Here is a 12,189-nt window from a genome sequence, read left to right on the forward strand (position 1 = left end):
GAACCCCGTGGAGGTGCCCCGTCCATGCGCCCGGTCCCCGAATCCGTCGAGCCCGACACAGAGCGTTCGCAGCAGCCGCTGCTCGCCGGACCGTGGAATCCGCCGAGCGGTCCACGCCGTCCCCGGCGTGTCCCCGTGCCGGTCGCGGCCGGTGCCGCCGCCCTGGTCACCCTGATCGCCCTGGGCGCGCTGGTCGTCCTCACGGGCGACGGCGGTGACACGGACGGTGCGTCCGGGAGGAGCGGCCACCACGACGGACGGCCGGAGCACCGCCCTCCGGTGTCGCTGCCCTGGCCCCACCAGGGGCAGGCCAGCGTGCTGGTGGAGGGGCTCGGTGACCGCGGTGACCTCGGCGACCGGGGCGCGCAGAACCCGGTGCCGATCGCCAGCGTCACCAAGGTGATGACCGCGTACGTGATCCTGCGCGACCGGCCGCTGCGCACCGGTGCGTCCGGCCCCCGGATCACCGTCGACCAGCAGGCCGCGGACGAGTCCGTGTCCGGTGTGGAGTCAACCGTGCCGCTGCGGCCGGGGCAGCGGCTGGACGAACGGCGCCTGCTGGAACTGATGCTGATCCCGTCCGGCAACAACGTCGCCCGGCTGCTGGCCCGTTGGGACGCTGGCTCGCAGGAGGCGTTCGTCGCCAAGATGAACAGGGCCGCCGAGGAACTCGGCATGGACCGGACCACCTACACCGGGGCCAGCGGCATCGAGTCCACGACCACCAGCACCTCCGGCGACCAGCTCAAGCTGGCCCGGCAGGTCATGCGCGACCCGGTGTTCAGAGCCGTCGTCGCCCAGCCCAGCACCACGGTGCCCGGAGTGCCCGGCTCCGTCCTCAACACCAACACCCTGCTCGGCACGTCCGGTGTGATCGGGCTCAAGACCGGCTCCAGCACCCCCGCCGGCGGCGCCCTGATGTGGGCGGCCACCGCCCCCGACCGCCACGGACACGGCCATCTCGCCCTCGGTGTCGTCCTCCACCAGCGTCCCGGCACCAGCCCGCAGGAGAGCCTGAACGCCGCCCTGGGTGCCGGCCACACCCTGGTGGAGGGCGTACGCCGCTGGGTGGCCGGAACCGGAACCGCGTCCGCGGCCGCCGCCCTGTCCGGGGACCGGTGAGCCGGCCGTGACCACGCTCCTGCGCACTCCCGGCGCCCCGCCGGAACCCGCTCGCGAACCACTTCCCGCCAGGTGCCCCGGCATCTGGCGACGGGGACGCCTCCCCGCCGCCCTCGCGGCGGCGGCCGCACTGGTGATGCTCGGCCACGCCCACATCCCCGACGGGGCAGGCCACCTCGGCAGCCTCGTCGAGACCTTCCTGTCCTGGACCGGCGTGGCCGTCCCGCTCCTGCTGCTCTGCGCGCTGCTGCGGCGCTCGGCGACCGCAGCCGTCGCCGTACTGCTGCCCGCCGTCGTCTGGTGCTCGCTCTTCGGCGGCACACTGGCCGACAAACGGGCGTCCGGCGGTGACCTGACCGTGGTGACGCACAACGCCAACGAGGAGAACCCGGACCCGGCGCGCACCGCCCGTGCCCTGGCGGCCTCCGGGGCCGACCTGGTGGCCATCGAGGAACTGGGCGACAACGCACCGGCGTACGGCGCCGTGCTGCGCGCCGACCACCCCTACCACTCGGTGCAGGGCACGGTCGGCCTGTGGAGCCGCTACCCGCTCGACGACGCCCGGACGGTCGACATCGCGCCGTGGCCGCGCGCCCTGCGTGCCACCGTCCGCACCCCCGAGGGGCCCGTCGCCGTCTATGTCGCCCACCTGCTGTCCGTCCGGCTCACACCGCTGTACGGCTTCGGCACGGGCGGGCGGGACACCGCCGCGCGCGCCCTGGCCACTGCCCTGCGCGCCGAACCCCTGCCGCGCGCCCTGCTCATGGGCGACTTCAACGGCACCACGGACGACGGGGCCCTGTCCGCGGTCACCTCGCAACTGCGCTCGGTCCAGGCCGAGTCGGGCGCCGGCTTCGGTCTGAGCTGGCCGGCGTCCTTTCCCGTGGCCCGGATCGACCACATCCTGGTGCGCGGCATGGAACCCCGGTCGGCCTGGACCCTGCCGTCCACCGGCAGCGACCATCTGCCGGTCGCGGCATCGGTCCGGCTGTAGGGGACGTGTCAACCCGACGCGCACGGCCTTGTCGCCACCCGGTACGGGGAGCCGGATCGTCCTGGCCACGTCGGAGACCGTCAGGGCGACCGTGGCCGGGTGGACGGGAACCGATGAGAGGTCATTGCCATATGGGGCCGCTGTCGAGGGAGGCCAGCGTGTCGTGTGGGTCGCGGTGCGCCGCGGCGGCCCCCGCCTTCTCCGGTTCGGCGCGGCCGATGCCACCGGACAGGAGCGCCACGCAGGGCACCCCCGCCTTCCCGGCGGCCTCGATGGCCCACACCGTGTCTCCCACAGACACAGCCTGGTCCGCGGGTACGCCCGCCTGTTCCAGGGCCCGCGCGACCGGGTCGGGCGCGCGTCTGCTCGCGGAGACGTCGTCCTTGCCGGTGGCGTCCGCGATGACGTCGTCGGCGTCGAGGGCGGCCCGCATCACGGCGAGTTCCCTGCCGTCGGCCGAGGTGGCCAGGACGATCCGGAAGCCCCGGGGGCCACCGCGCGCAGCAGGTCGGCGGCACCGTCCAGAGGGCCGGCGTGGGGCCGTAGGCGCCGTACAGCGCCTTGTGGGCGTCGCTGATCGTGTCGTCCTCGGTACGGTCGCGCCCCTTCGACGAGAGTGCCGCCCATGTCGAACAGCGCGGCGCGCTCGACATCGGCCCCTCATATGGCCCCTCCTTCCGCCCGGCTACCGGAGTGGTTCACGTCAGAGCCGCTACCCGAGACCTCCGCGGACAGACGCGCACCGCCTGCTCCGCGGCCGCAACCCCGCCGGTACCCGGCGCATGGGGAGCGGAGCCCTGGGCAGGTGACCCGTGATCCGACCCGCGGAGGGAGACGATGGTGACCGTTGCCCTCGATCCGAGCCACGAACCCGCGGCCCCTGCCGCGCGTGGGCCGCTGTCCGCAGCGGTCCTGAGCGCGCTGACCGCCGGGCCGCCCCCGTCGCCGTTGCCCGAGCCGGCTGCCGTCTCGGAGCACGCCGATCCGTACGGCGAAGACCTCCAGCTCGCCCTGCACGTCTGCTACGAGCTGCACTACCGCGGACTCGCGGGGGTCGACCCCATGTGGGAGTGGGACGCCGACCTGTTGCGGCTTCGTGCGGCCATGGAGGCCGCCTTCGAAACCGCGCTGCGCGCGGACACGTGCGGAGCCGACGACCGAGTCGCGCTCGACGCGGAACTCGACGCCCTGCTGACCGAGCACACAGACGCCGTGAGCGTGTCACGCCACCTGCGGGAGGACGGCACCTGGGAGCAGATGCGCGAGTACTTCGTCCACCGGTCGGTGTACCAACTCAAAGAAGCGGATCCGCAGGCGTGGGTCATCCCGCGACTGACCGGCCGGGCCAAGGCCGCGCTCGTCGCCGTCGAGTACGACGAATTCGGCGCCGGACGTGGCGAGCGCGTCCACGCGCAGCTCTTCGCCGACCTGATGAGCGACGCGGACCTCGACCCGGCGTACGGGCACTACGTGGACAACGTCCCGGCGGCCACCTTGGCCACCGTGAACCTGATGTCCCACCTGGGCCTGCACCGCCGCTTGCGTGGCGCACTCGTCGGTCACTTCGCCGCGGGGGAGATCACCACCGCGCCGAGCGCCCGCCGACTGGTGCAGGCCGTAGACCGCCTCGGCGGAGGTCCCGCGTGCCGGCACTTCTACAGCGAGCACATCGAGGCCGACGCCGTGCACGAGCAAGTCATGCGCCGCGACGTCGTCGGTGACCTGATCACGCGTGAGCCCGGCCTCACGCCGGACGTCGTGTTCGGGATCCGGGCCGCCGGGCTCCTGGACCGGCGCCTGGAAAACCGTCTGCTGGACGCGTGGCGCGACGGACGCTCGTCGCTGCGCGAATCGGTTCGCAGGTGTCCTGGCCCGCGCTGAGGGGCCGATCACCGTCCCGACGTGGAGGATTTGCGCCGGCGGCGGCGCTGGCGTCTCTGTCCGCCACCCGAACATCGCCACCCAGGGCTTCCGCGAGTTCCAGGAGGTCCAGAAGGTGAGCTTCGACGTCACGCAAGGTGATGTCGGCACCCTTCGGGGTCGACCCGCAATGCCTCCCCGGCAGCCCCCCGCAGCAGCGGCTTTCCGCGTATGCCACGCCCCATGTCACATGGGGTGAACTCTTGAGCCTGACACGTCAGCCCCAGAGGTCCCGGTCGGCAGCATTCCGTCGTCGCTGCTCCGCCGGATGCGGCGCACAGACCGCATGTCTTCCCGTTTGAGTCTCGAATACTGGGCATGGGCTCGAATAGGGCATATCGCTCCTCGGGGGTTGATGAAGGAAGGCTGTCATGGAGAAGAAGCGCAGTGAAGGCCGGCAGGGCGAGGAAACGAGCCGGTTCAAGGGCGATGACCAGCACGGATGGGCGCAGGACGTGGACGCGACCCACCAGGAGGAGAACCCGAGCGCGCATCGCTCCTTCCATCCGGACACCTACGCGCCGGGCGGGAAGAACCGCGAGCCGAGTCAGCAGGACATAGAGGACTCGTTGCAGGGCTCACCCGTGGAAGACGTCTCCCGCAGTGGTGAGGAGCGGTCTGGGAAGTCCGGCAAGAGGGGTATCCAGGACACGGGACCGCGGGGCCCCTCGGGGCGTCCCAGCGGGACCGAAGAAGCCTCGGAATCCACCGCGGTGGACCCGCAGGAGCCGTCTGGCGGTCCTTCGCGAGGGAGGAGGGAGACGAATCCGTAGGCTCTCGGAGCTGTTTCGGTGTCACGGCGACGGACGCGGGCCCGTCGACCCCGAACCGCGATCATCCACGCGACGGGGTGCGGGTTCGCGTTCCGCCGGGAACGGGGCGCGTCCTGGGGGAGTCCGTCGGCGACCGCCGCCCTCCGGACCGGATCACGCCGGTGTCCGTACGATCCGGGTGATGGTGACGGTCACGGTGAGGGTGTTACCGGTCTCGTGGGCCGTGACGAGCGGCATGAGTGAGGCCCGGGCCCGGTCGTGGACCGCTCGGGCGACCTCCACGGCCCGGTGGCCCTCGGCCACGACGCAACGTATCTCCACCTGCCAGCCCGAGCCGTCCGGGCAACGCGCGACGCGGACGCCCGACAGCGGGGAGGCCCTGTTGTCCGCCGTTCCCTGAACCGGGCGTGAAGCGGCTCGCGCGAGACGGCTGGCGAGAGTGGGCTGCAAGCCGAGTACCCCGTCGATCCCGAGGGCGGCCTCAGCGGCGCTCCGGCGAAGGTCGGCGGGATCGCAGCCCGTCATGCGGTGGCCCCCGGGCCGCCGTGCGCGGGCTCCGGCGTGCTCGGCGACCATGCTGCGTGGTGTACGTCGATCACCGTGACGTCCACCGCGGCCGCCAACAGCCCCAGTGCGTCGTCGGCGGCGTCTCGTACCGCGCGGCGCACCAGTGCGGCCGTCTCAGGCAGAGGGCGGTTCAAAGCGGCGGCCAGAGTGATGCTCACGCGTATGCCCGTCCGCTCGTCGGCTCGGGTCAGACGGCAACTGGCGGTCGTGACGCCGAGTACCGAGTCAGCCGCGCTGCGCAGCACGCCGGCCGCGGTGCGCCCGGCGATCAGCAAAGTGCGAGTGGGGTCGCCCAGTGGCAGCATCGGCCCCAGCCGTACCTCTTTCCGGACGATGTCCATGACGCGGGAGATGAGGCGCTGTGTGCCGGGTGGTTCCTGCTCCCGCAGCGCCTGCGTCGCCCTGCCCAGTGCGGCCAGTCCGTCCACGGCATCGCGGCAGTACGGGCACTCGGCGAGGTGGGGGTCCACGGGCGGACCGACGTCCCTGGCCTGATCCCAGGCGTGACTGAGCGTGCGCCCGCAGGTGAGCACTTCGTCGCCGGTGTGACGGCGGACCTCGTCGAGAGCGCAGCCGTCCGCCGGAGGCCGGGGGGGATGGTCGTCTAGCGCCATGGGCCCAGCGCCTCCTTCAGGGTTCGTCGTGCTCGGTACAGTCGCCCGCGGACCGTTTGCTCGGTGGTACCGGTGGCGTGGGCGATTTGCGCGTAAGGAAGCCCCTGCAGTTCCCGAAGGATCCAGCAGATGCGCTGCTGCGGTTCCAGGGCGCCGAGCGCGCCGGCCAGAGCGTCGGTGAGGGCGTCCTGTTCGGCCGCCCGCGCCGGCGAGCTCCGCATACCAGGGGCGGCGGGTTCGGTCACCCAGTTCAACGGTACCGGGGCCGGGCGGTGGCGCAGGGAATTCAGGCAGCGGTTGACGGTGATGCGGTACATCCAGGTCCTGAACGCCGAGCCGTGACGGAAATCGGGCAGGCGCCACCAGGCGCTGATGAAAGCGTCCTGGACGGCGTCCTCGGCGTCCTGCAGGTTCCCCAGCGTGTGGAAGGCCAGTGCCAGCAGAGGGCGGCTGTGGCGCCGCACCAGGATCGCGAAGGCCTCTTCGTCTCCTTCGCCGGCCCGGGTCGCCAGCAGATCGTCCGACGCGGACGGCAGGCCGTCGGCCAGGCCCCGGAGAACGGGGCCCGTGGACGTACCGGGAGCGGTTGCTCGGCGTGGGGAAGTGCCGACGCTGTGCGTCATGACCGCGCCTCCTCCCTGCGGTGTTACGCATGCCCGGCTTCAGGCATGTGATGCCGGTTCGCGGATGTGCATGACGAATTGCCTCCCGGATGTGTCCAACTCTGTGACGGGCCCCGTACGGTGCCCGCAGCAACTGATCGAGGCGACTGCCATGACGGACACCACCGACCGTCCCTTCACCGGACAGGACGGCTCCGCCGGGACCGGGACGATGTTGAAGGGGCCGACCGGGGCGAACACCTCCCCCGAAACGCGGGGCCAGACCACCATCGCCGACGGCGTCGTGGCCAAGATCGCGGGAACCGCCGCCCGTGAGGTCCCCGGGATCCACAGCCTCGGCGCGGGCATGGCCCGGGCCATGGGCGCGATGCGCGAACGCGTCCCCGGCGGCGGGACCGGCAGCGTCAGCCGCGGGGTGAAGGTCGAGGTGGGCGAGAGCCAGGCCGCGCTGGACCTCGATGTCGTCGTCGAGTACGGCTACGCGATCCCCGACGTGGCAGCAGAGGTCCGCGTCAGCGTCATCTCCGCCGTGGAACGCATGACCGGCCTCGAGGTCGTCGAGGTGAACCTCGTCGTCGACGACGTGAAGCTGCCCGACGAGGAAGAGGAAGGCGTAACCGAGCCGGACGAGGGCCGCGTCCGATGACCTCCGTCAGTGCGCCTTCCAGCGGGCACGAAGGCCGCGGCACACGTGGGTGCGGGACAGGTGAGTGAATCATGAACACAGCGACAGTGGGTCTGGCAGCCGGAATGGCACTGGGATTCGCCGGCTACTTCGGCGGGTTCTGGGCCTTCCTCCTGGTAGCGGTCCTGGGCGCCGTGGGGTTGGGCGTCGGTCTCGTCCTGCAAGGCGACGCCGACGTGTTCACCCGGCGGCAGCGGGACACGTCCGCTCGGCGGACACGGTGAACACCTCCGCCCGGGCCGTAGGACCGGCCGCCCGTCCCCCTGGTGGGCATGCGGACGACGTCGACGGCCGTGTGGCGCCTGCCGCACGTGGCGCGACGGTGATACCCGACCGGGTCGTGGCCCGCATCGCCGTCCGGGTCGCCGGTACGGCGCTGCGCCGGCACCTCGGCCCGAGGCATCAGCGCACGGATCTGGCCGCACCGGGGGCTCGCGTGACCACGTACGGAGAGACCGCACAACTGGCGCTGACGGTGGACCTTCCGTACCCCGCCGATATCGCCGTCACCTGCCGGCAACTGCAGCGCGAGGTCGCCGAGCGGGTGGCCCAACTGACCGGTCTGGACGTCCGTGACGTCACGCTGACGATTCGGCGCCTGGCCACTGTCGGCGGACCGGACCGGGTTCGATGACCCCCGCCGCCTGAGCGTCGCCGTGGACCAGCCGATCGTCACGCACCGACCAAGGAGCAAGGAGCCCCCATGTCTCTCCCATCCGGTATCGCACCGCCCGGTCGCCATGAAGCGCCACCCGAGAGTGAAGGGGCCGCAGTCTCGGGCCGGCCCGGCATCCGCGATCCCGACGCGAGGTCGCCGGCGGGCGACGGCCTTGGGGCGAGGTCACCTCGCCTGTGGTCGGCACGCCGCATTCCGGCCGCCGTGGTGGCTCTGGTGGCACTCTGCGCCTTCGGGGTGACGCTGTACGACGTGATCGCGGTGCGTGCCGGACAGCGCGCCGGGGCTTGGCGCACCGGCCTCGCCGACGAGTTGGCCAGTCGCCCGGTTGACGACCTGTGGATGCTGATCGGCGCGGCCGTCGCCGTCGTCCTCGGCCTGTGGTTGCTCTTCCTCGCGCTCACCCCCGGCCTGCGCCGACTGCTGCCGCTGCGGGCACCCGACGGCTGTGCGGGACTGCGTGCCTGGCTGGACCGTCGGGGAGCCGAACTGGTGTTGCGCGATACCGCGATGCGGGTCTCCGGCGTAGGCCGAGCCAAGGTCCGGGTCGGACGCCGGCGCGTGATCGCCCGAGCGGAGGTCCGCTTCCGCGACCCGGCGACCGTCCACGACGACCTGACTCAGGCCTTGCAGGAGCAGTGCCGCGAACTCGCTCTGGCACATGCCCCACGCCTGGCGATCCGCCTCCGACACCACACCCGTTGACCCCGCCCCGGGAGCGCGCCATGAACGGCCGATCCACGCTCAACCGCCTCCTCCTCGCCATCAGCGGCCTGGTGTTGCTGGGTGGCGGGCTGCTGGTCCTCACCGCAGCTCTCGACCTCTACCGTCGGCTTCATGTGGTTCCGCCCGCAGGCTGGCCGCTGACCTCGCACAACGAAGTGCTGCTCAGCAACGCCGACCGGATCCGCTGGAGCGACCAGGGCTGGTGGTGGTGGCCCGCCGTCATCGCCGGCCTCACCCTGGTGACCGTCCTGGCCCTCCTGTGGCTGCTCGCCCAGTTCACTCGCCAACGTCCCGCCTCGGTGCACCTGGGCGGAACGCCACCGCCCGACGGTGTCGAACTGCGGGGTCGCGCCCTCAGCGACGCCGTGGCCGCCGAAGCAACCGCTCTGCCCGGCGTCGGGCGGGCGGGCGCCCATATGGCCGGACGCCCGGTGCACCCCCGGCTCGACCTGGCTGTCACGCTGACGGATCACGCGACACCCGCCCCGGTCCTGCAGGCACTGTGCCACGGCCCCGTGGCGCACGCACGCGAAAGCACCGGGTTGAGCGAACTGCCCATCCGGGCGCGCTTCGACGTCGGCGGGCACAAGGCTCGCCGCGTCGAATAGGGCGCCGTCATCGGGCGCAGCGGGGGCACTGGCAAGGCCGCGCCGGGTCTCCCACGCTCGTCAGGGGCGCGGGGGGACGCGCAGGGCGAGGAGAGCGGTGTCGTCGCTGGCCCAGTCGCCAGTGTGCTCGGCGATGAGGTCGCCGAGGTGGGTGACGATGCCCAGCGCATCCATTCCCCGGCAGCCGGCGAAGGCGGCGGCCAGGGCGTCTTCGCCGAACTGCGGCCGGGCGCCGGACGAGGCGGTGCGACGGGCGCGGGCCTCGGTGGCGCCGTCGGTGTAGAGCAGCAGGGCGTCGCCAGGGGCGAGCCGGAACGGGACGTCGGTGAGCCTGACGTCTGCGAGGATGCCCAGCAGGCTTCCGGACCGGCCGACCTCCTGGATACGGCCGTCGGCGCGGCGGATCAGCGCCGGTGGGTGTCCCGCGGTACACAGCCGCCCCGCGATGCCCGCGGCTGTGGTGCGGAAGGTGGCGTAGACGGCGGTCAGGAACCGCTCTCCCTGGCGCTGCTCCATGAGTGCGGAGTTGAGGTGATCGAGCACTGAGGCGGGGGACTTGTGCTGGGTGGCCTCGGCGCGCAGGGTGTAGCGGGCCAGGGCGGTGACCTTGGCCGCTTCGGTGCCCTTCCCGCACACGTCGCCCATCACGGTGCACCACCAAGGCCCCTTGGCCTGGAAAAGGTCGTAGAAGTCGCCCACCACCGTGCTGCCACCGGCCGCCGGCAAGTACGAGGCGGCCGTCTCCAAGCCGGGGACCTTCTGCAGTACCGGGGGCAGCAGGCTGTCCTGGAGGCTGCGGGCCAGTGTGCTGGCGGTCTCCAGGGCGTCCTGGGCGATGGCCAGCGAGGTGCGCAGGTTGATCTCGTTACTGGCCGCGCGGGCAATCGTCGCCAGTTCGGCCAGTTCCTCGGGCTGCCAGGCGTGCGGATTCTCATCGACCACGCTCATGGTGCCGAGTACCTCTCCGCCCGCGGCGACGATCGGGTACCCGGCCCAGGCTCCGATCTTCATCCGCGTGACCGCGGGATGGCTGCTCGTGCGGGCGTCGGCAGCGGCGTCCGCGACCACGAACGGCTCCCCGTGCCCGCTGACCACGAAGGGGCAGAAACCCTCCCCTACGGGGTTCTGCCGCTCCGCCATGGCCACCTCCCCGGCGTCCACACCGATGCAGGACTTCCAGAACGATCGACGCTCGTCGACCAGTGTGATGAATGCCCGCGCGCAACCGGTCACCGAGGCCGCGAGCTGGGCCAGGTCGTCGAATGCCGCCTCGGGGCCGGTGTCCAGCAACCCCGTCGCCTCCACCGCGGCCAGCCGCCGTCGATCGGACAGTGCCGTGGGCAGGCCGTCGAGCCGCGTCTCGCCTGGGATCGCAAGGCCCTCAGACAAGCGTCTCCGTGCCCCCATGGCCGCCTCCGACACATCCGACAGTATTCGATTACTCGCAGACCGGCATGTAATCGTCTGCCACACGACAACCGTAGCCACCAGGAGGCCGTTCCCGGGCACAAGGAAGACGATTGCCGGTGGGGGCGCCGGTGCAGCCCTCCAGGACATCGGTGCCCCGGTCGGCATTCTTCGCACCGCGCACAGGGGCACCTCGGGATGCGGTCAGCGCCGGCACGCGCAACGCGTCAAGCGCCGCGTTGTGTTGAAACCCGCCAGGGCTCCGCAGCGGAGGTTCATCGAGGATGATCAGGGTGTCCAAGGCCGACGACCCACTCGCCGTAACGCGAGCCGTCGGCGAGCGCGGCCCATACTTCCGCTGGGAATCCGCACCACACGGTGGTGTACGGCCATGAACTCCTCCCGTAGAGGCCTGTCGCTGCTGATCAGAGCCGGGGTTCACTCCTGCGTGACGGCGTACATCCCCCCGCGGACGGCGAGCCACGGTGCGACACGCCATGAAGGGGGGGCGACGCTGCGGACAGAGCCTGGGCCCGCCCGGTTGGGGCCCGGGCTGCGTGGTCGGTTCACACGACCAGCCCGGCGGACACCTTCAACGCTACGCTCCACGGGCCCTGCTGCGCACGCCAGGCACCACAGGTCGAATGCCGTTGGACAGAGCGGGCCCACAGGAGTCCGGGACGCGCTGACGCCGCACGCGCGTAGGACACGTGGCAGCCAAGGACCGACGGTGCCTCTGATGATGTGGGCTGGTCACACGGCCGCCAGGGCGATCGCCGCGTAATGGGTCGTGAAAGCAGCGAGGGTGAAGGTGTGGAAGACCTCGTGGAATCCGAACCAGCGCGGAAACGGGTCAGGTCGCTTCATCGCGTACACCACTGCACCTGCGGTGTACAGAACTCCGCCGGTGACGATCAGGAATGCCACCACGGCCCCGCCGACGTGCATGAAGTCCGGTAGGAGGAAGGCGCCGGACCAGCCGAGCGCAAGGTAGCAAGGGGTGGACAGCCAGCGGGGAGCTCCCACCCACAGCACCCGGAAGGCGACTCCGGTGAAGGCGCCGGCCCACATGAGCCCCAGCAGGACGGCTCGTCTGTGCTGGGGAAGAAGGGCCATGGCAAGGGGCGTGTACGTGCCGGCGATGACCACGAAGATGTTGGCGTGGTCGAGCCGACGCAGGACCGTCTCCTCGCGAGGACCCCAGGTGCCGCGGTGGTAGACAGCACTGGTGCCGAACAGCAGCCACGCGGAGGCGGAGTAGATTCCACAGGCCAGTGCCGTCGGGGTCGTGCGCGCGAGGCAGATCAGTGTGATGCCCGCGATCATTGAGGCCGGAAGCATGCCGGCGTGCAACCATCCACGCAGCCTCCGGTTTCAACGGCTCCATGGTCTCGGCGGCGGCCTCGGCCGTCTCACCGTCCTGGTGGGCGGCTCCTGCGGCTCCCCTTCTGGTTGCCTCGGCGAGGCCGACCGC

Annotated in this window: 15 protein-coding genes; 9 read left to right on the top strand and 6 right to left on the bottom strand. The window is 71.7% G+C overall.

From position 1 onward, the window contains the following. The first annotated feature begins 24 nt into the window (after positions 1–24). Positions 25–1,122, top strand: a complete 1,098-nt coding sequence (locus tag OIE69_RS36335) for a D-alanyl-D-alanine carboxypeptidase family protein (protein WP_326578956.1) — start codon at positions 25–27, stop codon at positions 1,120–1,122. A gap of 136 nt (positions 1,123–1,258) precedes the next feature. Then, positions 1,259–2,116: an endonuclease/exonuclease/phosphatase family protein gene (locus OIE69_RS36340; RefSeq protein ID WP_326581511.1), complete on the top strand. Its 858-nt coding sequence runs from the start codon at positions 1,259–1,261 to the stop codon at positions 2,114–2,116. A 121-nt stretch (positions 2,117–2,237) separates the two neighbouring features. On the opposite strand, the gene OIE69_RS44840 is transcribed toward OIE69_RS36340, so the two are convergent. After that, on the bottom strand, positions 2,238–2,780 hold the full coding sequence (locus OIE69_RS44840) for an HAD family hydrolase (protein ID WP_392567609.1): 543 nt from the start codon (positions 2,778–2,780) through the stop codon (positions 2,238–2,240). 173 nt (positions 2,781–2,953) lie between these two features. On the opposite strand from OIE69_RS44840, the gene OIE69_RS36350 reads away from it, so the two are divergent. Both OIE69_RS36350 and OIE69_RS36360 read left to right on the top strand, forming a co-directional pair. Then, the gene (locus OIE69_RS36350; protein WP_326578958.1) at positions 2,954–3,997 is read left to right on the top strand and encodes an iron-containing redox enzyme family protein; all 1,044 of its coding nucleotides are present in this window, start codon (positions 2,954–2,956) and stop codon (positions 3,995–3,997) included. Between the two features lie 410 nt (positions 3,998–4,407). After that, a complete protein-coding gene (locus tag OIE69_RS36360; protein ID WP_326578960.1) occupies positions 4,408–4,809 on the top strand; it encodes a hypothetical protein in 402 nt (133 codons plus the stop codon). Positions 4,810–4,962: 153 nt separating this feature from the next. Here the strand turns inward: OIE69_RS36360 and OIE69_RS36365 are convergent, their stop codons facing one another. The 3 genes from OIE69_RS36365 to OIE69_RS36375 form a co-directional block, all read right to left on the bottom strand. Further along, positions 4,963–5,112 carry a hypothetical protein gene (locus tag OIE69_RS36365; protein ID WP_326578962.1) on the bottom strand — a complete coding sequence of 50 codons (150 nt, stop codon included), beginning with the start codon at positions 5,110–5,112 and terminating at the stop codon, positions 4,963–4,965. A gap of 218 nt (positions 5,113–5,330) precedes the next feature. Then, positions 5,331–5,990 carry an Asp23/Gls24 family envelope stress response protein gene (locus tag OIE69_RS36370; RefSeq protein ID WP_326578964.1) on the bottom strand — a complete coding sequence of 220 codons (660 nt, stop codon included), beginning with the start codon at positions 5,988–5,990 and terminating at the stop codon, positions 5,331–5,333. Then, positions 5,981–6,613: an RNA polymerase sigma factor gene (locus OIE69_RS36375; RefSeq protein ID WP_326578966.1), complete on the bottom strand. Its 633-nt coding sequence runs from the start codon at positions 6,611–6,613 to the stop codon at positions 5,981–5,983. The genes OIE69_RS36370 and OIE69_RS36375 overlap by 10 nt, the downstream gene beginning before the upstream one ends. A 151-nt stretch (positions 6,614–6,764) precedes the next feature. Between OIE69_RS36375 and OIE69_RS36380 the strand changes: the two genes are divergently transcribed. The 5 genes from OIE69_RS36380 to OIE69_RS36400 all read left to right on the top strand — a co-directional run bounded on the left by OIE69_RS36380 (position 6,765) and on the right by OIE69_RS36400 (position 9,308). Next, positions 6,765–7,259, top strand: a complete 495-nt coding sequence (locus OIE69_RS36380) for an Asp23/Gls24 family envelope stress response protein (RefSeq protein WP_326578968.1) — start codon at positions 6,765–6,767, stop codon at positions 7,257–7,259. A 71-nt stretch (positions 7,260–7,330) separates the two neighbouring features. Beyond that, the gene (locus OIE69_RS36385) at positions 7,331–7,522 is read left to right on the top strand and encodes a hypothetical protein (protein ID WP_326578970.1); all 192 of its coding nucleotides are present in this window, start codon (positions 7,331–7,333) and stop codon (positions 7,520–7,522) included. Positions 7,523–7,638: 116 nt separating this feature from the next. Then, the gene (locus OIE69_RS36390; RefSeq protein WP_326578972.1) at positions 7,639–7,932 is read left to right on the top strand and encodes an Asp23/Gls24 family envelope stress response protein; all 294 of its coding nucleotides are present in this window, start codon (positions 7,639–7,641) and stop codon (positions 7,930–7,932) included. Positions 7,933–8,190: 258 nt separating this feature from the next. Next, positions 8,191–8,679: a DUF6286 domain-containing protein gene (locus OIE69_RS36395; RefSeq protein ID WP_326578974.1), complete on the top strand. Its 489-nt coding sequence runs from the start codon at positions 8,191–8,193 to the stop codon at positions 8,677–8,679. 20 nt (positions 8,680–8,699) lie between these two features. Further along, positions 8,700–9,308 (top strand): alkaline shock response membrane anchor protein AmaP, encoded by a 609-nt coding sequence (locus OIE69_RS36400; RefSeq protein ID WP_326578977.1) that lies wholly within the window; start codon positions 8,700–8,702, stop codon positions 9,306–9,308. A gap of 60 nt (positions 9,309–9,368) precedes the next feature. Here OIE69_RS36400 and OIE69_RS36405 read toward each other — a convergent pair whose 3' ends face one another. Beyond that, the gene (locus tag OIE69_RS36405) at positions 9,369–10,697 is read right to left on the bottom strand and encodes a PP2C family protein-serine/threonine phosphatase (RefSeq protein ID WP_326578979.1); all 1,329 of its coding nucleotides are present in this window, start codon (positions 10,695–10,697) and stop codon (positions 9,369–9,371) included. 771 nt (positions 10,698–11,468) lie between these two features. Beyond that, on the bottom strand, positions 11,469–12,041 hold the full coding sequence (gene trhA, locus OIE69_RS36410; protein WP_392567610.1) for a PAQR family membrane homeostasis protein TrhA: 573 nt from the start codon (positions 12,039–12,041) through the stop codon (positions 11,469–11,471). Positions 12,042–12,189 lie beyond the last annotated feature (148 nt).

This window comes from Actinacidiphila glaucinigra, assembly GCF_035918135.1.
GTDB lineage: Bacteria > Actinomycetota > Actinomycetes > Streptomycetales > Streptomycetaceae > Actinacidiphila > Actinacidiphila glaucinigra.

What these genes read in the sequence shown, in the direction of transcription:
- OIE69_RS36375 (WP_326578966.1), bottom strand. Translation starts at nt 6,613, where the DNA reads ATGACGCACAGCGTCGGCACTTCCCCACGCCGAGCAACCGCTCCCGGT.
- OIE69_RS36360 (WP_326578960.1), top strand. Translation starts at nt 4,408, where the DNA reads ATGGAGAAGAAGCGCAGTGAAGGCCGGCAGGGCGAGGAAACGAGCCGG.
- OIE69_RS36350 (WP_326578958.1), top strand. Translation starts at nt 2,954, where the DNA reads ATGGTGACCGTTGCCCTCGATCCGAGCCACGAACCCGCGGCCCCTGCC.
- OIE69_RS44840 (WP_392567609.1), bottom strand. Translation starts at nt 2,780, where the DNA reads ATGAGGGGCCGATGTCGAGCGCGCCGCGCTGTTCGACATGGGCGGCAC.
- OIE69_RS36385 (WP_326578970.1), top strand. Translation starts at nt 7,331, where the DNA reads ATGAACACAGCGACAGTGGGTCTGGCAGCCGGAATGGCACTGGGATTC.
- OIE69_RS36380 (WP_326578968.1), top strand. Translation starts at nt 6,765, where the DNA reads ATGACGGACACCACCGACCGTCCCTTCACCGGACAGGACGGCTCCGCC.
- OIE69_RS36400 (WP_326578977.1), top strand. Translation starts at nt 8,700, where the DNA reads ATGAACGGCCGATCCACGCTCAACCGCCTCCTCCTCGCCATCAGCGGC.
- OIE69_RS36340 (WP_326581511.1), top strand. Translation starts at nt 1,259, where the DNA reads ATGCTCGGCCACGCCCACATCCCCGACGGGGCAGGCCACCTCGGCAGC.
- OIE69_RS36370 (WP_326578964.1), bottom strand. Translation starts at nt 5,990, where the DNA reads ATGGCGCTAGACGACCATCCCCCCCGGCCTCCGGCGGACGGCTGCGCT.
- trhA (WP_392567610.1), bottom strand. Translation starts at nt 12,041, where the DNA reads ATGATCGCGGGCATCACACTGATCTGCCTCGCGCGCACGACCCCGACG.
- OIE69_RS36335 (WP_326578956.1), top strand. Translation starts at nt 25, where the DNA reads ATGCGCCCGGTCCCCGAATCCGTCGAGCCCGACACAGAGCGTTCGCAG.